This is a genomic window from Pseudomonas fluorescens, assembly GCF_012974785.1.
Taxonomy (GTDB): Bacteria; Pseudomonadota; Gammaproteobacteria; order Pseudomonadales; family Pseudomonadaceae; genus Aquipseudomonas; species Aquipseudomonas fluorescens_BT.
The window spans coordinates 104,661-123,281 of the sequence record NZ_CP027561.1 but is presented as its reverse complement, the minus strand read 5'-3'; the positions used below and the strand labels follow the sequence as shown (position 1 = coordinate 123,281).

Annotated in this window: 14 protein-coding genes, 2 tRNA genes and 2 rRNA genes; 11 read left to right on the top strand and 7 right to left on the bottom strand. The window is 57.1% G+C overall.

The features are described from left to right. Positions 1–26: 26 nt before the first annotated feature. The 6 genes from C6Y56_RS00595 to C6Y56_RS00570 all read right to left on the bottom strand — a co-directional run bounded on the left by C6Y56_RS00595 (position 27) and on the right by C6Y56_RS00570 (position 8,013). A 23S ribosomal RNA gene (locus C6Y56_RS00595) occupies positions 27–2,916 on the bottom strand. Between the two features lie 247 nt (positions 2,917–3,163). Next, positions 3,164–3,239: transfer RNA gene (locus tag C6Y56_RS00590), tRNA-Ala, on the bottom strand. A gap of 30 nt (positions 3,240–3,269) precedes the next feature. Further along, positions 3,270–3,346: transfer RNA gene (locus C6Y56_RS00585), tRNA-Ile, on the bottom strand. Positions 3,347–3,427: 81 nt separating this feature from the next. Continuing rightward, positions 3,428–4,964 (bottom strand): 16S ribosomal RNA (locus tag C6Y56_RS00580). Together the 16S and 23S rRNA genes with 2 tRNA genes alongside form the textbook arrangement of a ribosomal RNA operon. 633 nt (positions 4,965–5,597) lie before the next feature. Beyond that, positions 5,598–6,818 carry a CaiB/BaiF CoA transferase family protein gene (locus C6Y56_RS00575; protein WP_169428295.1) on the bottom strand — a complete coding sequence of 407 codons (1,221 nt, stop codon included), beginning with the start codon at positions 6,816–6,818 and terminating at the stop codon, positions 5,598–5,600. Between the two features lie 13 nt (positions 6,819–6,831). After that, on the bottom strand, positions 6,832–8,013 hold the full coding sequence (locus tag C6Y56_RS00570; protein WP_085712999.1) for an acyl-CoA dehydrogenase: 1,182 nt from the start codon (positions 8,011–8,013) through the stop codon (positions 6,832–6,834). A gap of 158 nt (positions 8,014–8,171) precedes the next feature. Between C6Y56_RS00570 and C6Y56_RS00565 the strand changes: the two genes are divergently transcribed. The 11 genes from C6Y56_RS00565 to C6Y56_RS00515 all read left to right on the top strand — a co-directional run bounded on the left by C6Y56_RS00565 (position 8,172) and on the right by C6Y56_RS00515 (position 18,284). Further along, positions 8,172–9,071, top strand: coding sequence for a LysR family transcriptional regulator (locus tag C6Y56_RS00565; protein ID WP_169428294.1), 900 nt, complete (start codon positions 8,172–8,174; stop codon positions 9,069–9,071). 434 nt (positions 9,072–9,505) lie between these two features. Further along, complete coding sequence (locus C6Y56_RS00560; RefSeq protein WP_169428293.1) at positions 9,506–10,627, top strand: Re/Si-specific NAD(P)(+) transhydrogenase subunit alpha; 1,122 nt, start codon at positions 9,506–9,508, stop codon at positions 10,625–10,627. Between the two features lie 15 nt (positions 10,628–10,642). Next, positions 10,643–10,963 (top strand): NAD(P) transhydrogenase subunit alpha, encoded by a 321-nt coding sequence (locus C6Y56_RS00555; protein WP_003187417.1) that lies wholly within the window; start codon positions 10,643–10,645, stop codon positions 10,961–10,963. Then, the gene (locus tag C6Y56_RS00550; RefSeq protein WP_169428292.1) at positions 10,963–12,396 is read left to right on the top strand and encodes an NAD(P)(+) transhydrogenase (Re/Si-specific) subunit beta; all 1,434 of its coding nucleotides are present in this window, start codon (positions 10,963–10,965) and stop codon (positions 12,394–12,396) included. Before C6Y56_RS00555 ends, C6Y56_RS00550 begins: the two co-directional genes overlap by 1 nt. A 214-nt stretch (positions 12,397–12,610) precedes the next feature. Further along, entirely contained in the window at positions 12,611–14,104 is a 1,494-nt protein-coding gene (locus tag C6Y56_RS00545; RefSeq protein ID WP_169428291.1) for an acetyl-CoA hydrolase/transferase family protein, read from the top strand. 321 nt (positions 14,105–14,425) lie between these two features. Further along, a complete protein-coding gene (locus C6Y56_RS00540; RefSeq protein ID WP_003220409.1) occupies positions 14,426–14,641 on the top strand; it encodes a DUF1127 domain-containing protein in 216 nt (71 codons plus the stop codon). Positions 14,642–14,898: 257 nt separating this feature from the next. Then, the gene (locus C6Y56_RS00535; protein ID WP_169428290.1) at positions 14,899–15,108 is read left to right on the top strand and encodes a DUF1127 domain-containing protein; all 210 of its coding nucleotides are present in this window, start codon (positions 14,899–14,901) and stop codon (positions 15,106–15,108) included. 135 nt (positions 15,109–15,243) lie between these two features. After that, positions 15,244–15,561: a DUF2388 domain-containing protein gene (locus tag C6Y56_RS00530; protein WP_169428289.1), complete on the top strand. Its 318-nt coding sequence runs from the start codon at positions 15,244–15,246 to the stop codon at positions 15,559–15,561. Positions 15,562–15,668: 107 nt separating this feature from the next. Continuing rightward, positions 15,669–15,977: a DUF2388 domain-containing protein gene (locus C6Y56_RS00525; protein ID WP_169428288.1), complete on the top strand. Its 309-nt coding sequence runs from the start codon at positions 15,669–15,671 to the stop codon at positions 15,975–15,977. Between the two features lie 28 nt (positions 15,978–16,005). Continuing rightward, on the top strand, positions 16,006–16,326 hold the full coding sequence (locus tag C6Y56_RS00520; RefSeq protein ID WP_065260625.1) for a DUF2388 domain-containing protein: 321 nt from the start codon (positions 16,006–16,008) through the stop codon (positions 16,324–16,326). Further along, positions 16,323–18,284, top strand: coding sequence for a DUF4105 domain-containing protein (locus C6Y56_RS00515; RefSeq protein ID WP_169428287.1), 1,962 nt, complete (start codon positions 16,323–16,325; stop codon positions 18,282–18,284). The genes C6Y56_RS00520 and C6Y56_RS00515 overlap by 4 nt, the downstream gene beginning before the upstream one ends. A gap of 68 nt (positions 18,285–18,352) precedes the next feature. Here the strand turns inward: C6Y56_RS00515 and C6Y56_RS00510 are convergent, their stop codons facing one another. Next, positions 18,353–18,556 carry a hypothetical protein gene (locus C6Y56_RS00510; protein WP_169428286.1) on the bottom strand — a complete coding sequence of 68 codons (204 nt, stop codon included), beginning with the start codon at positions 18,554–18,556 and terminating at the stop codon, positions 18,353–18,355. Positions 18,557–18,621: the final 65 nt, after the last annotated feature.

The window sequence follows — 18,621 nt, the reverse complement described above, 5'->3', positions numbered from 1 at the left end:
GCCGACGCAAATTGCTTGGGTGTTATATGGTCAAGCCTCACGGGCAATTAGTATTGGTTAGCTCAACGCCTCACAGCGCTTACACACCCAACCTATCAACGTCGTAGTCTTCGACGGCCCTTCAGGGAACTCAAGGTTCCAGTGAGATCTCATCTTGAGGCAAGTTTCCCGCTTAGATGCTTTCAGCGGTTATCTTTTCCGAACATAGCTACCCGGCAATGCCACTGGCGTGACAACCGGAACACCAGAGGTTCGTCCACTCCGGTCCTCTCGTACTAGGAGCAGCCCCTCTCAAATCTCAAACGTCCACGGCAGATAGGGACCGAACTGTCTCACGACGTTCTAAACCCAGCTCGCGTACCACTTTAAATGGCGAACAGCCATACCCTTGGGACCGGCTTCAGCCCCAGGATGTGATGAGCCGACATCGAGGTGCCAAACACCGCCGTCGATATGAACTCTTGGGCGGTATCAGCCTGTTATCCCGGAGTACCTTTTATCCGTTGAGCGATGGCCCTTCCATACAGAACCACCGGATCACTAAGACCTACTTTCGTACCTGCTCGACGTGTCTGTCTCGCAGTCAAGCGCGCTTTTGCCTTTATACTCTACGACCGATTTCCGACCGGTCTGAGCGCACCTTCGTACTCCTCCGTTACTCTTTAGGAGGAGACCGCCCCAGTCAAACTACCCACCATACACTGTCCTCGATCCGGATAACGGACCTGAGTTAGAACCTCAAAGTTGCCAGGGTGGTATTTCAAGGATGGCTCCACGCGAACTGGCGTCCACGCTTCAAAGCCTCCCACCTATCCTACACAAGCAAATTCAAAGTCCAGTGCAAAGCTATAGTAAAGGTTCACGGGGTCTTTCCGTCTAGCCGCGGATACACTGCATCTTCACAGCGATTTCAATTTCACTGAGTCTCGGGTGGAGACAGCGCCGCCATCGTTACGCCATTCGTGCAGGTCGGAACTTACCCGACAAGGAATTTCGCTACCTTAGGACCGTTATAGTTACGGCCGCCGTTTACCGGGGCTTCGATCAAGAGCTTCGCGTTAGCTAACCCCATCAATTAACCTTCCGGCACCGGGCAGGCGTCACACCCTATACGTCCACTTTCGTGTTTGCAGAGTGCTGTGTTTTTAATAAACAGTCGCAGCGGCCTGGTATCTTCGACCGGCATGAGCTTACGGAGCAAGTCCTTCACCCTCACCGGCGCACCTTCTCCCGAAGTTACGGTGCCATTTTGCCTAGTTCCTTCACCCGAGTTCTCTCAAGCGCCTTGGTATTCTCTACCCAACCACCTGTGTCGGTTTGGGGTACGGTTCCTGGTTATCTGAAGCTTAGAAGCTTTTCTTGGAAGCATGGCATCAACCACTTCGTGTTCTAAAAGAACACTCGTCATCAGCTCTCGGCCTTAAGATCCCGGATTTACCTAAGATCTCAGCCTACCACCTTAAACTTGGACAACCAACGCCAAGCTGGCCTAGCCTTCTCCGTCCCTCCATCGCAATAACCAGAAGTACAGGAATATTAACCTGTTTTCCATCGACTACGCTTTTCAGCCTCGCCTTAGGGACCGACTAACCCTGCGTCGATTAACGTTGCGCAGGAAACCTTGGTCTTTCGGCGTGGGTGTTTTTCACACCCATTGTCGTTACTCATGTCAGCATTCGCACTTCTGATACCTCCAGCAAGCTTCTCAACTCACCTTCACAGGCTTACAGAACGCTCCTCTACCGCATCACTTACGTGATACCCGTAGCTTCGGTGTATGGTTTGAGCCCCGTTACATCTTCCGCGCAGGCCGACTCGACTAGTGAGCTATTACGCTTTCTTTAAAGGGTGGCTGCTTCTAAGCCAACCTCCTAGCTGTCTAAGCCTTCCCACATCGTTTCCCACTTAACCATAACTTTGGGACCTTAGCTGACGGTCTGGGTTGTTTCCCTTTTCACGACGGACGTTAGCACCCGCCGTGTGTCTCCCATGCTCGGCACTTGTAGGTATTCGGAGTTTGCATCGGTTTGGTAAGTCGGGATGACCCCCTAGCCGAAACAGTGCTCTACCCCCTACAGTGATACATGAGGCGCTACCTAAATAGCTTTCGAGGAGAACCAGCTATCTCCGAGCTTGATTAGCCTTTCACTCCGATCCACAGGTCATCCGCTAACTTTTCAACGGTAGTCGGTTCGGTCCTCCAGTCAGTGTTACCTAACCTTCAACCTGCCCATGGATAGATCGCCCGGTTTCGGGTCTATTCCCAGCGACTAGACGCCCTATTAAGACTCGCTTTCGCTACGCCTCCCCTATTCGGTTAAGCTCGCCACTGAAAATAAGTCGCTGACCCATTATACAAAAGGTACGCAGTCACAGAACAAAGTCTGCTCCCACTGCTTGTACGCATACGGTTTCAGGATCTATTTCACTCCCCTCTCCGGGGTTCTTTTCGCCTTTCCCTCACGGTACTAGTTCACTATCGGTCAGTCAGTAGTATTTAGCCTTGGAGGATGGTCCCCCCATATTCAGACAAAGTTTCTCGTGCTCCGTCCTACTCGATTTCATGACTAAGAGACTTTCGCGTACAGGGCTATCACCCACTATGGCCGCACTTTCCAGAGCGTTCCGCTAATCTCAAAGCCACTTAAGGGCTAGTCCCGTTCGCTCGCCACTACTAAGGGAATCTCGGTTGATTTCTTTTCCTCAGGGTACTTAGATGTTTCAGTTCCCCTGGTTCGCCTCTTGCACCTATGTATTCAGTACAAGATAACCATCTTGTGATGGCTGGGTTCCCCCATTCAGACATCTCCGGATCAAAGTCTGTTTGCCGACTCCCCGAAGCTTTTCGCAGGCTACCACGTCTTTCATCGCCTCTGACTGCCAAGGCATCCACCGTATGCGCTTCTTCACTTGACCATATAACCCCAAGCAACCTGGTTATACTGTGAAGACGACATTCGCCGAAAATTCGAATTTCTCAATTAAGAGAACTCACAAATTTTACCTTAGCCTGATCCGTTACCAGTGAAAGTAACGTTCAGTCTATCTTTCTATCACATACCCAAATTTTTAAAGAACGATCCAGTCAAAGACTAGAAATCAACATTCATCATCACACCGATGGAATGCTCATTTCTAAGCTTTCAAACTTCAGAAGCAGTAGTGGTGGAGCCAAGCGGGATCGAACCGCTGACCTCCTGCGTGCAAGGCAGGCGCTCTCCCAGCTGAGCTATGGCCCCGTATTTCTACAGGCGTTTCCCACACAAAATTGGTGGGTCTGGGCAGATTCGAACTGCCGACCTCACCCTTATCAGGGGTGCGCTCTAACCAACTGAGCTACAGACCCAATTTCGGGCTGCTTCTATCGTCTTCTTCAATGAATCAAGCAATTCGTGTGGGAACTTATGGAGCAGCTGATGTCGTCGATTAAGGAGGTGATCCAGCCGCAGGTTCCCCTACGGCTACCTTGTTACGACTTCACCCCAGTCATGAATCACACCGTGGTAACCGTCCTCCCGAAGGTTAGACTAGCTACTTCTGGTGCAACCCACTCCCATGGTGTGACGGGCGGTGTGTACAAGGCCCGGGAACGTATTCACCGCGACATTCTGATTCGCGATTACTAGCGATTCCGACTTCACGCAGTCGAGTTGCAGACTGCGATCCGGACTACGATCGGTTTTATGGGATTAGCTCCACCTCGCGGCTTGGCAACCCTTTGTACCGACCATTGTAGCACGTGTGTAGCCCAGGCCGTAAGGGCCATGATGACTTGACGTCATCCCCACCTTCCTCCGGTTTGTCACCGGCAGTCTCCTTAGAGTGCCCACCATTACGTGCTGGTAACTAAGGACAAGGGTTGCGCTCGTTACGGGACTTAACCCAACATCTCACGACACGAGCTGACGACAGCCATGCAGCACCTGTCTCAATGTTCCCGAAGGCACCAATCCATCTCTGGAAAGTTCATTGGATGTCAAGGCCTGGTAAGGTTCTTCGCGTTGCTTCGAATTAAACCACATGCTCCACCGCTTGTGCGGGCCCCCGTCAATTCATTTGAGTTTTAACCTTGCGGCCGTACTCCCCAGGCGGTCAACTTAATGCGTTAGCTGCGCCACTAAGAGCTCAAGGCTCCCAACGGCTAGTTGACATCGTTTACGGCGTGGACTACCAGGGTATCTAATCCTGTTTGCTCCCCACGCTTTCGCACCTCAGTGTCAGTATCAGTCCAGGTGGTCGCCTTCGCCACTGGTGTTCCTTCCTATATCTACGCATTTCACCGCTACACAGGAAATTCCACCACCCTCTACCATACTCTAGCTCGCCAGTTTTGGATGCAGTTCCCAGGTTGAGCCCGGGGATTTCACATCCAACTTAACGAACCACCTACGCGCGCTTTACGCCCAGTAATTCCGATTAACGCTTGCACCCTCTGTATTACCGCGGCTGCTGGCACAGAGTTAGCCGGTGCTTATTCTGTCGGTAACGTCAAAATTGCAGAGTATTAATCTACAACCCTTCCTCCCAACTTAAAGTGCTTTACAATCCGAAGACCTTCTTCACACACGCGGCATGGCTGGATCAGGCTTTCGCCCATTGTCCAATATTCCCCACTGCTGCCTCCCGTAGGAGTCTGGACCGTGTCTCAGTTCCAGTGTGACTGATCATCCTCTCAGACCAGTTACGGATCGTCGCCTTGGTGAGCCATTACCTCACCAACTAGCTAATCCGACCTAGGCTCATCTGATAGCGCAAGGCCCGAAGGTCCCCTGCTTTCTCCCGTAGGACGTATGCGGTATTAGCGTTCCTTTCGAAACGTTGTCCCCCACTACCAGGCAGATTCCTAGGCATTACTCACCCGTCCGCCGCTGAATCCGGGAGCAAGCTCCCTTCATCCGCTCGACTTGCATGTGTTAGGCCTGCCGCCAGCGTTCAATCTGAGCCATGATCAAACTCTTCAGTTCAAACATCTTTGGGTTTTTAAGAAACCCTAAACTTGGCTCAGCAATCGTTGGTTACATCTTTGATTTCTCGCGGAGTAACTTGTGATGCTGATAATCTTGTTGACTATCAGTCTGACTCCACAAGCACCCACACGAATTGCTTGATTCAGTTGTTAAAGAGCGGTTGGTTAAGAGCTTTCGTCTCAACCGAGGCGCGCATTCTACAGCAGCCTCATTTGCTGTCAAGTGATTATTTTCAGAAGTTTTCGAAGATTTCTTCAACAACTTCAACCACTTGCGCTTCCGATCTCTCGTCAGCGGGAGGCGAATTCTACAGCGTTACACGCTGCTGTCAACACCTCTTTTTCTCCGCTTTCGACCGAGAAGATCGAAACGTTGAAAGCGCCAGAAAAACCGGCAGTTTCAACTCCCTCCAGGCTTCGATGATCTGAAGCAAACCGCTATCGAAAACCGTGTAACTCATTGAATCTCAAGGAGTTTTCCGTTTCGACTGCGCCGGAAGTGGGGCGAATTATAGACCTCCAGAATCTGCCGTCAACACTTAATTTCGTTTTTCTTTCAATAACTTGCGGACAGACCGTAAAACACCCCACGCCCTCTATATAGAAGTCCCCTTCTATATAGAGGAAGTCATCAAAGCACTCCATCCTGCTTCATTGCCGCCACCGCTCCGGCTTCCAGACCCAGCACTCGCTGCAAAACCTCCAGCGTATGCTCACCTAATAGAGGAGGAGCACGTCGATACTCAACTGGAGTCCGCGACAAGCGAATCGGACTCGCCACCTGCGGCACCATCCCTGCCAGAGCATGAGGCAGCTCGATCGCCAACCCACGGGACTTAACCTGCGGATCCTCGAACACCTGTGACAGATCATTGATCGGCCCACACGGCACACCCGCCTGCTCCAGTTGAGACACCCACTCGGCGGTCGATTTGAAGACTGTTGCCTGACGGATCAGCGGAATCAGCACCGCCCGGTTCGCCACTCGTAGCTTATTAGTAGCAAAGCGCGGATCGTCCGCCCACTGCGGCTGCCCGGCTACCTCGGCAAACTTGCGGAACTGCCCGTCATTACCCACCGTGAGAATGAAGTCACCATCAGCAGTAGGAAAGTCCTGGTACGGCACGATATTCGGATGCGCATTCCCCAGCCGCTTTGGCGCATTGCCCGTCGTCAGATAATTCATCGCCTGGTTAGCCAGACAAGCCACCTGAACATCCAGCAGCGCCATATCGATATGCTGACCACCGCCGTCATGATCGCGGTGAGCCAGCGCGGCCAGAATCGCCACGGTCGAATACAACCCCGTCAGAATATCCGTGAGCGCCACACCCACCTTCACCGGACCGGCGCCTTCATCACCTTCAGGACGCCCGGTGAGGCTCATCAGCCCACCCAGTCCCTGAATCATGAAGTCATAACCCGCACGCTTGGCATACGGTCCGGTCTGACCGAAACCAGTAATCGAGCAATAGATCAGATCCGGATTGACCGCCTTCAGCGACTCGTAATCCAGGCCATAAGCGGCCAGACCACCCACCTTGAAGTTTTCGATGAGGATATCGGACTTGGCGGCCAACTCCCGTACCAGCTTCTGACCTTCGGGACGCGTGAAGTCGATCGTCACCGATTGCTTGTTGCGATTGGCCGACAGGTAATAAGCCGCCTCGCTGGTGTTCTCGCCGTAAGCGTCTTTCAGGAAGGGCGGCCCCCAGGCGCGGGTATCGTCACCATTACCCGGGCGCTCGACCTTGATCACTTCCGCCCCAAGGTCGGCAAGAATCTGCCCGGCCCATGGGCCGGCCAGCACTCGCGATAAATCCAGTACCCGCAGATGCGACAGCGCGCCCATGGTCGCTCTCCTGTTAATAGAACGCCTGCAGGCCGGTCTGCGCACGACCGAGGATCAGCGCGTGAACGTCGTGAGTACCTTCGTAGGTATTGACCACTTCCAGGTTGACCAGATGACGGGCCACCCCGAACTCATCGGAGATCCCGTTACCGCCCAACATGTCACGCGCCATGCGAGCGATATCCAGCGACTTGCCGCAAGAGTTGCGCTTCATGATCGAAGTGATTTCAACCGCTGCGGTGCCTTCATCCTTCATGCGACCCAGACGCAAGCAGCCTTGCAGTGCAAGGGTGATTTCGGTCTGCATGTCCGCAAGCTTCTTCTGGATCAACTGAGTGGCGGCCAACGGACGACCGAACTGTTGACGATCCAGGGTGTACTGGCGAGCGGTGTGCCAGCAGAATTCCGCCGCACCCAGCGCACCCCAGGAGATGCCATAACGTGCAGAGTTGAGGCAGGTGAACGGACCTTTCAAACCACGCACGTCCGGGAAGATGTTCTCTTCCGGCACAAAGACATTGTCCATGACGATTTCGCCGGTGATCGAGGCTCGCAGACCGACCTTTCCGTGAATCGCCGGAGCGCTCAGGCCCTTCCAGCCTTTCTCCAGAACGAAACCACGGATGTCGCCAGCGTCGTCCTTGGCCCAAACCACAAACACATCGGCGATCGGACTGTTCGTGATCCACATCTTGGCGCCGGTCAGGCTGTAGCCACCTTCGACTTTGCGCGCACGAGTAATCATCGCACCCGGATCGGAACCGTGGTTCGGCTCGGTCAGACCGAAGCAGCCGATCCACTCGCCGGAAGCCAGTTTCGGCAAGTACTTCTGTTTCTGCGCTTCAGTACCGAATTCGTTGATCGGCACCATCACCAGCGAAGACTGCACACTCATCATCGAACGGTAGCCAGAGTCGACACGCTCGACTTCACGAGCAATCAGGCCGTAGCTGACGTAGTTGAGGCCGCTGCCACCGTACTGTTCGGGGATCGTCGCACCCAACAGGCCGACCTCACCCATTTCACGGAAGATCGCCGGATCAGTCTTCTCATGGCGGAAGGCTTCGAGAACACGTGGCGCGAGGCTCTGCTGGGCGAATTGCTCGGCAGTGTCGCGGATCATGCGTTCTTCTTCAGTCAGCTGTTGATCCAGCAGCAGTGGATCGATCCAGTTGAAGCTAGCTTTACCGCCCATGAGTGAGTCCTCGCAAATCGGGTGAATTAACGTGGCATTGATCCTAGGCCCGCTTCGCCATCCCGGCAAACGAGGATTTCGCATCCTGTTGTGCTAATTTCTCACTCCGAAACGTCGCGAAATGCCAATTAAGCGATGTATTAGTGAGGTTGACGTACATGCGCCGCAAGATACCCAGCACCACCGCCCTGATCAGTTTCGAAGCCGCCGCCCGTCACGAGAGCTTTACCAAGGCCGCCGAAGAACTTTCCCTCACTCAAGGCGCCATTTGCCGACAGATTGCCAGCCTGGAGGATTTCCTCAGCGTCGAACTCTTCCGACGCTCGCGTCGCGGAGTGAAGCTGACGGAGGCGGGTCTTTCCTACAGCCGTCGGGTTGCCACTCAACTCGACGCCGTGGAGCGCGACACCCTGTCGGTGATGGGTCAGCAAGGCACCAACGTGATCGAGCTCGCCGTGGTCCCCACCTTCGGTACGCAATGGCTGCTGCCAAGACTGAAGGACTTCCAGCTCAAGCACCCGGAAGTGACGGTCAACCTGACCAACCGCACCCGCCCGTTCCTGTTTGCCGACACTGACTTCGATGCCGCCATTTATTTTGGCGATGCCGATTGGTCGGGCACCGAATCCCACAGGCTGATGGGCGAGAATCCGATGCCGGTATGCAGCCCTGCCCTGCTCGGCAACCGGAAGCTTCTGACACCGGAGGATATCGCCGATCTGCCGCTGCTCCAGCAAACCACCCGCCCCTACGCCTGGCGACAGTGGTTCAACTCGCAACACCTGAACATCCCCCGCGACATGACAGGTCCGCGCTACGAGCTATTCTCCATGCTGGCCCAGGCCGCCATGCACGACATGGGCATCGCGCTGATCCCACCGTTCCTCATTCAACGCGAACTGGCCGAGAAACGGCTGGTCATTGCCAACCCGAACGCGCTCTCCAGCATCAAGGCGTATTACCTGATGATTCCGGAGCGAAAGGTCGAATCAGCGTCACTCAAGGCATTTCGCGACTGGCTGGTGAATCAGGCATATAGCTACAACCTAGAAGGTTAAAGGGCTCCAGCAATTACTAACCCCGTAGTCAGGAAAATCAAAGCCCTACAGATATAACTATTTGTCGCAAATCGACAGACTGTATCCGAAAGTCGTACAGACGTCCCACAAGCGCCTGCCGACGTGGCTTTGAGCCCTCATTCGCGACGCATTGCGACCTATTCACGTCACCGATGAGAAAATTCTTCAAATTCATCCAGACTCCTTGAAAGGCACGGCCTGCAAGGGATTCAACTGGCCATCTGCGACATTCGGTCACGGGATGACTTGTAGTTAATTTTCCGTCACCCGTCATAATCCCTTGAAGGGCATAAACTTCGCCTGCAAAATGCCGCGCCCCGCCCTGATTTGGCGGGATCGTGCTGATCGGCCGCCCCAGTCGCACCATCCGTAGTGCATGGGTTTACTCAATAAGATCACGCAGGAGATTTGACGTGCACATTGGTGTTCCTCTCGAAACCCAGACCGGTGAAACACGGGTTGCTGCAACCCCGGAAACCATTAAAAAGCTGATCAGCCAAGGTCATAAGGTCACTGTGCAAACCGGCGCCGGCGTTAAAGCCAGCGTTGTCGACAGTGCCTATGAAGCGGCAGGCGCGACCATTGGCAGTGCCAATGACGCGTTTGGCGCCGAGCTGATTCTCAAAGTGGTCGCGCCAAGCGATACCGAACTGACGCTGATCAAGCGTGGAACGGTGCTGGTGGGCATGCTCAACCCGTTCAACAACGACACCATCGCGAAAATGGCCGAGTGCGGGATTACCGCGTTCGCCCTGGAAGCGGCACCACGTACCTCCCGGGCCCAGAGCCTCGACGTGCTGTCGTCCCAGGCGAACATTGCCGGCTATAAGGCCGTGCTGCTGGCCGCTCATTACTATCCGCGCTTCATGCCGATGCTGATGACCGCTGCGGGCACCGTGAAAGCGGCGCGCGTGCTGATTCTGGGGGCCGGCGTGGCCGGGTTGCAGGCGATTGCCACGGCGAAACGTCTGGGTGCCGTCATCGAAGCGTCCGACGTACGTCCGGCCGTGAAGGAACAGATCGAATCCCTCGGCGCCAAGTTCGTCGACGTGCCTTACGAGACCGATGAAGAACGCGAATGCGCGGTCGGCGTCGGCGGTTATGCGCGCCCGATGCCGGCCAGCTGGATGCAGCGCCAGGCCCAGGCCGTGCACGAGCGCGCCAAGCAGGCTGACATCGTCATCACCACCGCACTGATTCCGGGCCGCAAGGCGCCGACGCTGCTAAGCGCAGACACCGTGGCACAGATGAAACCCGGCTCGGTGGTCATCGACCTCGCCGCCGCCCAGGGTGGCAACTGCCCGCTGACCGTGGCCGATCAGGTCGTGATCGAGAACGGCGTGACCATCGTCGGCCCGACCAATCTGGCCGGTGAAGTCGCCGCAGACGCCTCGGCGCTGTACGCACGCAACCTGCTGGACTTCCTGAAGCTGGTCTTCACCAAAGAAGGCCAGTTCGAAGTGAACCTCGAAGACGACATCGTCGCCGCGTGCCTGATGTGCCGCGACGGCCAAGTCATCCGCAAAAACGCCTAAGCAGGGATTCAGACGATGGAAGAGCTTATCTCCCCCGGTATCTACAACCTGATCATCTTCGTGCTGGCGATTTATGTCGGCTATCACGTGGTCTGGAACGTTACCCCCGCACTCCACACGCCTTTGATGGCGGTGACCAACGCCATTTCGGCGATCGTGATCGTCGGCGCCATGCTCGCTGCCGCCCTGACCGTCACCCCGCTGGGCAAGACCATGGGCACCCTTGCCGTGGCACTGGCAGCGGTCAACGTGTTTGGTGGCTTCCTGGTCACCCGCCGCATGCTTGAGATGTTCAAGAAGAAAGCCCCGAAAGTAAAAGAAGAGGCGCCTAAGTAATGAGCATGAACCTCGTCACGACGCTCTACCTGATCGCGTCGATCTGCTTCATCCAGGCCCTCAAGGGTCTGTCGCACCCGACCACATCGCGGCGCGGCAACCTGTTCGGCATGCTCGGCATGGCGCTGGCAATCATCACCACGGTCGGCCTCATCTATAAGCTGGGCGCTGAGCTGGCAACTGCCGGCATCGGTTACGTGATCGTCGGCCTGCTGATCGGCGGCACCGCCGGTTCGATCATGGCCAAACGCGTTGAAATGACCAAGATGCCGGAACTGGTCGCGTTCATGCACAGCATGATCGGTCTGGCAGCGGTGTTCATCGCCATTGCTGCAGTGGTTGAGCCGCAGTCGCTGGGCATCGTCAAGCAACTGGGCGACTCGATTCCGGCAGGTAACCGTCTGGAGCTGTTCCTCGGTGCCGCCATCGGCGCGATCACCTTCTCCGGTTCGGTAATCGCCTTCGGCAAGCTGTCGGGCAAGTACAAGTTCCGCCTGTTCCAGGGGGCACCGGTACAGTTCAGCGGTCAGCACAAGCTGAATGCGGTACTGGGTCTGGCGACGCTGATCCTTGGCCTCACCTTCATGCTGACCGGCAACCTTGCCGCATTCGCACTGATGCTGGCCCTGGCGTTCGTCATGGGCGTGCTGATCATCATCCCGATCGGCGGCGCCGACATGCCGGTGGTGGTGTCGATGCTCAACAGCTATTCCGGTTGGGCGGCGGCGGGTATCGGCTTCTCGCTGAACAACTCGATGCTGATCATTGCAGGTTCCCTGGTGGGTTCGAGCGGCGCGATCCTCTCGTACATTATGTGCAAGGCGATGAACCGTTCCTTCTTTAATGTACTGCTCGGCGGTTTCGGCAATACAGCAGACGCCGGTCCTGCCGGGGAGAAGGAAGCCCGTCCGGTGAAATCCGGTTCGGCTGACGACGCGACTTTCCTGCTGACCAACGCCGACACCGTGATCATCGTGCCGGGCTACGGTCTGGCGGTGGCTCGCGCGCAACACGCACTGAAAGAGCTGACCGAGAAGCTGACCCACCACGGCGTGACCGTGAAGTACGCGATTCACCCGGTGGCCGGTCGGATGCCTGGCCACATGAACGTACTGCTGGCCGAAGCCGAAGTGCCTTACGACCAGGTGTTCGAGATGGAAGACATCAACTCCGAGTTCGGCCAGGCCGACGTGGTGCTGGTGCTCGGCGCCAACGACGTGGTCAACCCGGCCGCCAAGAACGATCCGAAATCGCCGATTGCCGGCATGCCGATCCTCGAAGCGTTCAAGGCCAAGACCATCATCGTCAACAAGCGCTCGATGGCCAGCGGCTATGCCGGTCTGGACAACGAACTGTTCTACCTGGACAAGACCATGATGGTGTTCGGCGACGCGAAAAAAGTCATCGAAGACATGGTCAAAGCGGTCGAGTAACCCTCGCCGGCAACACCGAACGCCCCGACTTGTCGGGGCGTTTTTGTTTGCGCAAACCGTCGGACAATTTGCCGCGTTGTTGCAGATCCGGTAACGGTGTTTTACTTGAAACCCGCTGAATAGACGCCTCGTTTGCGACCTTGGTAGCGGGACAGGCGCTCGCGAAATTCACTAGACTGCGCATCCTGCTACTCGCTGCCCGAGAAAATAATCCATGTACCGTGACCGTATTCGCCTGCCTTCGTTGTTGGATAAAGTGATGAGCGCCGCCGACGCCGCTGCGCTGATTGAGGACGGCATGACCGTCGGCATGAGCGGCTTCACCCGCGCCGGCGAAGCCAAGGCCGTTCCCCATGCATTGGCCGAGCGAGCCAAGGTCACGCCGCTGAAGATCAGCCTGATGACCGGTGCCAGCCTGGGCAACGATCTCGACAAGCAACTGACCGAGGCCGGCGTGCTGTCGCGGCGCATGCCGTTCCAGGTCGACAGCACCCTGCGCAAGGCAATCAACGCCGGCGAAGTGATGTTTATCGACCAGCACCTGTCGGAAACCGTCGAGCAACTGCGCAACCAGCAACTGAAGCTGCCGGACATCGCCGTGATCGAAGCCGTGGCCATCACCGAACAGGGCCACATCGTGCCGACCACTTCGGTGGGCAACTCGGCGAGCTTCGCGATCTTCGCCAAACACGTAATCGTCGAGATCAACCTGGCGCACAACGCGAACCTCGAAGGTCTGCATGACATCTACATCCCGACCTACCGCCCGACCCGCACGCCGATCCCACTGGTAAAAGTCGACGACCGCATCGGCAGCACCGCGATCCCGATCCCGCCAGAGAAGATCGTCGCGGTCGTCATCACCCAGCAGCCGGATTCGCCGTCTACCGTGTCGTCGCCGGATGTCGACACCAAGGCCATCGCCGATCACTTGATCACCTTCCTCAAGCAGGAAGTCGATGCCGGACGCATGACCAACAAGCTCGGCCCGTTGCAGGCCGGGATCGGTAACATCGCCAATGCGGTAATGTGCGGACTGATCGACTCGCCGTTCGAAGACCTGACCATGTACTCCGAAGTGCTACAGGACTCGACCTTCGACCTGATCGATGCGGGCAAGCTGAGTTTCGCCTCGGGCAGCTCGATCACCCTGTCGGAACGGCGTAACAGCGACGTGTTCGGCAACCTGGAGAAGTACAAGGACAAGCTGGTACTGCGTCCACAGGAAATCTCCAACCATCCGGAGGTGGTGCGGCGCCTGGGCATCATCGGTATCAACACGGCGCTCGAATTCGACATCTATGGCAACGTCAACTCCACCCACGTCTGCGGCACGCGGATGATGAACGGCATCGGCGGCTCCGGCGACTTCGCGCGCAACGCACACCTGGCGGTGTTCGTGACCAAGTCGATTGCCAAGGGCGGCGCGATTTCCAGCGTGGTGCCAATGGTCAGCCACGTCGACCATACCGAGCATGACGTCGACATCCTGGTGACCGAGGTAGGCCTGGCCGACCTGCGCGGCCTGGCGCCACGGGAACGCGCCCGGGTCATCATCGATAACTGTGTGCACCCGGATTACCGCCAGGCGCTGAACGACTATTTCGATAAAGCCTGTGCCATCGGCGGCCACACCCCGCACATCCTGCGCGATGCACTGAGCTGGCACATCAATCTGGAAGAAACCGGACGCATGCTGGCTGTGTAATCCGCACAGATTTCCCGCTGGCACAAACACAGTTTTGCCAGCGGGATTTTTAAAATCTTCGATCTCATCAAAAACTGTACTTCTGTACCGGTCTTTTCCTACGGCTTTTGCCTGCTCAAGCCTTCCTATTGGGTAAAAATGCACCAAAAATGCGCAGACAGGTACAGTTTGCGCAATTTTGACCCGTACACCCCCTATAAACAGTTAACTGGTCACTCACAATACAAGTGAACTGTATCTAGAGAGTCTGGCCAAACGAGAGGATCATGGGCACCAGTTAAACCACTACCTGATCCCGCCACAAGCGGAAGGATGTCAACCATGGAACGTACACTCAGTTCCGAACTGTTCTTCGAAGACAAAGCTGCAAAAACCCAGGCTTCCCTGCCTCTGCGCGTTATCGCCAACCTGATGTTGTGGCAGCGCCGCATCTCCAGCCGCCACCAACTGGCTCGTCTGGATTCGCGTCTGCTGGCTGACGCCGGTATCAGCGAAGCACAACGCTACGAAGAGCTGAGCAAGCCGTTCTGGCGCTAAGTAGCGTCGCTGGCTCTGGTCGCTAGACCCACCGCCAGCAACCCGAATTGAACACACAAGACCCGTCGCGGGAAACCGCGACGGGTCTTGTCGTTTTAGGCCAGGAAAACATCCGGTACAGGAGCGTGTACCGCAGACAGGTACAGTTTTAATATAACCATAACTGAACCAGTACAATTTTGCCGCGGTGTATCTGCCGTGCTCACCGCATTCGGCTCAACATGACCTTCCGCCTTAACTGGAATAAGGAAGACGTCATGAATCACATACAGGATGTTTCAGCAGTTTCGGCCGATCGTTCTCTTCGTTTCGGTCGCCTACGGCGGCTATTCAGAGGTTTCCGGCAGGGTCTGGAGCGCGCCAGGACACGGCGTCTGCTGGCTCAACTCGATGGACGGGAGCTCGCCGATCTCGGCCTGAGCCACACGGATCGACTCAACGAACTGGAAAAACCTTTCTGGCGCTAGCATTTTGCCCTCTGTGCGAAACCTCCCACACAGGCCTAATATCCGGGCAGAACGTGGCGAATGCCGTGCGACTGGCGTCTGACTTCCCAGACACCAAGCCACCTCTCAATACGAAACTTCCAGAGGAGTTACACCATGTCCCGTCTTCGCCTGCTCAGTGCTGCCGCCCTGCTGGCCGTGGCAGCCAATGCCAGCGCCTCCAGCTTCATCGTGACCACCGACGCCGTTGTTGGCGCCCTGAAGTCCTCTTCGGACGCGACTTCCGACGTCAGCTCTTCGCTGCGTGACAACAAAGTCGTGATCGCTGCCCGTGACGACGCTGCCAGCTTCGTTGCCAGCGAAGGCCAGATCCGCGGCGTGAAACTGGAGAGCGCCCTGGACCTTATCCGCCATCAGGCTCCGCAACTGAATGCGACCGATGCACAACTGGCGCAAGCCATCCTGGCGATCTGATCCGACGTTGCGTGAAGGGACACGTCCGTCGTGTCCCGATGTTTCGCCGCTGGCTCTGGCCCGGGCATTGCGCTAGCCTTGGGGCTCACTAACAGCACCCGAGACTCATGCGTTTTCTTTCAAATCTGCTCATCCCGTCCGTTCTGTTCACGTCCTGCTGGGCGACGTCAGTCGATGCCTTTGACGTCTCGACGCAAAACACCGTTGTCAGCGGTTACGCCACCAGCATGGTGTCTTCCGCGCCTTTCGACCGTAAACTGTTGCTCGCCGCCCACGACGATGCCGCGGCATTCGTTGCCAGTGACGGCCAGTTGCGAGGCGCCCAGCTGGAATCCGCGTTGCATTACCTGCGTAAATCCCGGCCAAAACTTCATGTAAGCGACCTTGAACTGGCACAGGCAATTCTCGTCCAATAGTTATTCTTGCCCCCTCCGGAGTCGTTCCATGCGTAGCCCGCTGATTGCTGCCGCCCTTGGCCTGCTGTTGTTGGCCGATATGGCCCAGGCGCACACCCTGGTAGCCACCAGTAACATCATCGTTCGTGCCTCCCAGCGCACCATCGATTTCACCTCCGACACCACCACATCGATCCGCGATTCGAAAATCATCCGCGAAGCCCACGACGACGCCGCCAGCTTCGTCGCCAGCAACGGTGATATCCGTGGTGCGCATCTGGAAGCCGCCCTCAACACCTTGCGCACCCGCGTGCCGGAAGCCCGCGACGCCAGTGATCAGGTACTCGCCGAAGCCATCCTCGCATTGTGAAGTCACTCAGCGCCTGGCTGCTGGCCGGGGCGCTGCTGCTGATCGGCAGTAACGCTCACGCCAGCCTGCAACTGCGGCTCAAGACCGACGGTCTGAGCCCTGCCCAACAACAGGCCAGTCAGGCCCTGCTCGATGAAGCGATGCGCAAGCTGCCGCCCAGCTTCATCGAGCGCCTGGATCGACGCATCGATGTCGGCTGGACCGACGACATGCCCGCCAACGCCTATGGCCAGGCAACGCTGGTCTCCGAACTGGACCTGAACCGCAAACTGCTCGCCAGTCTCACCGACGGCAGCGCGGCCAAACAAAAGACCAGTCGGCCCCACGGCACTGTGCGTCAGGAATTGCTGGCCACGGTACTGCATGAAATCACCCACATTTATGATCGCGCACGCCTGTGGCCGGCCGCCGAACGCACGCTGATCCAGCGCTGCACGCGCCGCAACAACAGCGCCGGGCTGATCGGCCTGCCGGATGAATGCCGTGGCCAGAATGACCGGCGCTTCACCCTCAGCGATGACCCGCGCCTGCTCGACCTCGCCGGCTGGCAGCAATACGTCGGCCGCCGTGGCGAGCGTGAACAGCACAACCGGCAAATCGCCCGCAGCCCGGATCTGTACGAAATCTCCAATCCGAAGGAGTTCGTCGCGGTCAACATGGAGTACTTCCTCCTCGACCCGAGCTACGCCTGCCGCCGCCCGGCGCTGTATCGCTATTACAAGGAACACTTCGGCTGGGCGCCGCCGGAAAAGGACACCTGCGCCAAATCCTTCGCCTTCCTCAACGCCGGCAACGACTTTGCCAAGCAGCCACTGGGGCAGGTCGATCCGGAGCGGGTCTACGCCATCGACTACCTGCTGGCCGAAGCGAATCAGAACTGGGTCAGCCGCTGGGGGCACAGCATGCTGCGCCTGGTGATCTGCGCCCCGGGTCGGCCTCGCGGGCCGGATTGCCGACTGGACCTGGATCAGCACCTGGTGCTGTCCTACCGCGCATTCGTCGGCGATGTGCAGCTGTCGAGTTGGGATGGACTGGTCGGCAAATACCCGTCGCGTCTGTTTGTCCTGCCACTGGCGCAAGTGATCGACGAATACACCAAGACCGAATTGCGCAGCCTCGCCTCCGTGCCGCTGAACCTGTCCCGCAGCGAGATCGAAGACGTGGTCGAACACGCCGCCGAAATGCACTGGAGCTACGACGGCAACTACTTCTTCCTGTCCAACAACTGCGCGGTGGAAAGCCTGAAGCTGCTGCGTAGCGGCAGCAACAATTCGCAACTGGTCGGCCTCGACAGCATCATGCCCAATGGCCTGCTGGAAGTGCTCAAGGGCCGGGGCCTGGCGGATACCAGCGTGCTGGACAACGCGAAAGAGGCCTTGCGCCTGGGTTACCGCTTCGACTCGTTTCGCGATCGTTATCAGGCGATGTTCGAGGTGCTGAAGAAGCAATTGCCGATCAAGCAGACCAGCGTCGAGGAATGGCTGTCGCTGTCTGCCGAGGAGCGACGGCCCTGGTTCGAACGCGCCGACCTGCGCACCAGCGCTGCATTGCTGCTGTTGGAACAGGCGAGTTTCCGTCGTCAGTTGTTGCTGGCCCAGGATGAGGTCAAGCAGCGCTACCTCGGCGCCCGGGAGCTGGAAAACGGCGGCATGGACAAGGCCAACGCCACGTTGCAGCAGATCCTCGCCAACAGCGGCTTCCTCAGTCGCCCGGCAGAATTGCTCGATTCTCGTGGTTACGGCCTGCCGCAACCCAGCGAATTCAGTCGACTGGAAGCCGAAAGCAGCCAGCGTCAGAAACAGCTGCTGGTGCTCAGCGGTGATCTGGACAAGGAGGTACGCGCGCTGCTGGAACCGAAGCGAGCGGCGGAGATTGCCGCCAACGAAGCCAACGTGAAGCAGATCGGCGAGCATTTGCGCAAACTGCACAAAGCCTCGGGCGGCCTGGAACTGCCCTGAAAACAACGGCGCTGAAAAAAGAAGACCGCAGCCTGTGAAAGGCTGCGGTCTTTTTTATTGCCTGCCAATCAATACAGAACGCCGTCCAGAACTTCGTAGACGATCCCGGTACCGACTGCGATCAACACGATATCGCCACCGCGATCGTCGAAATGACCCTGTTGCAGGCCGCCGTGGTCGTGATCATCGCGTGGATCGGCGCTGGCCAGCAGCGGCGTCGCGCTGATCATCAGCACGCCCAGACCGGCAATCAGACGTTTCGGCATTTTCACGGGGTTTCCTCACCGCACCAACAGCAAAAAGGGATTCAGAACGTGGTTCTGAACCCCTCGTTAGT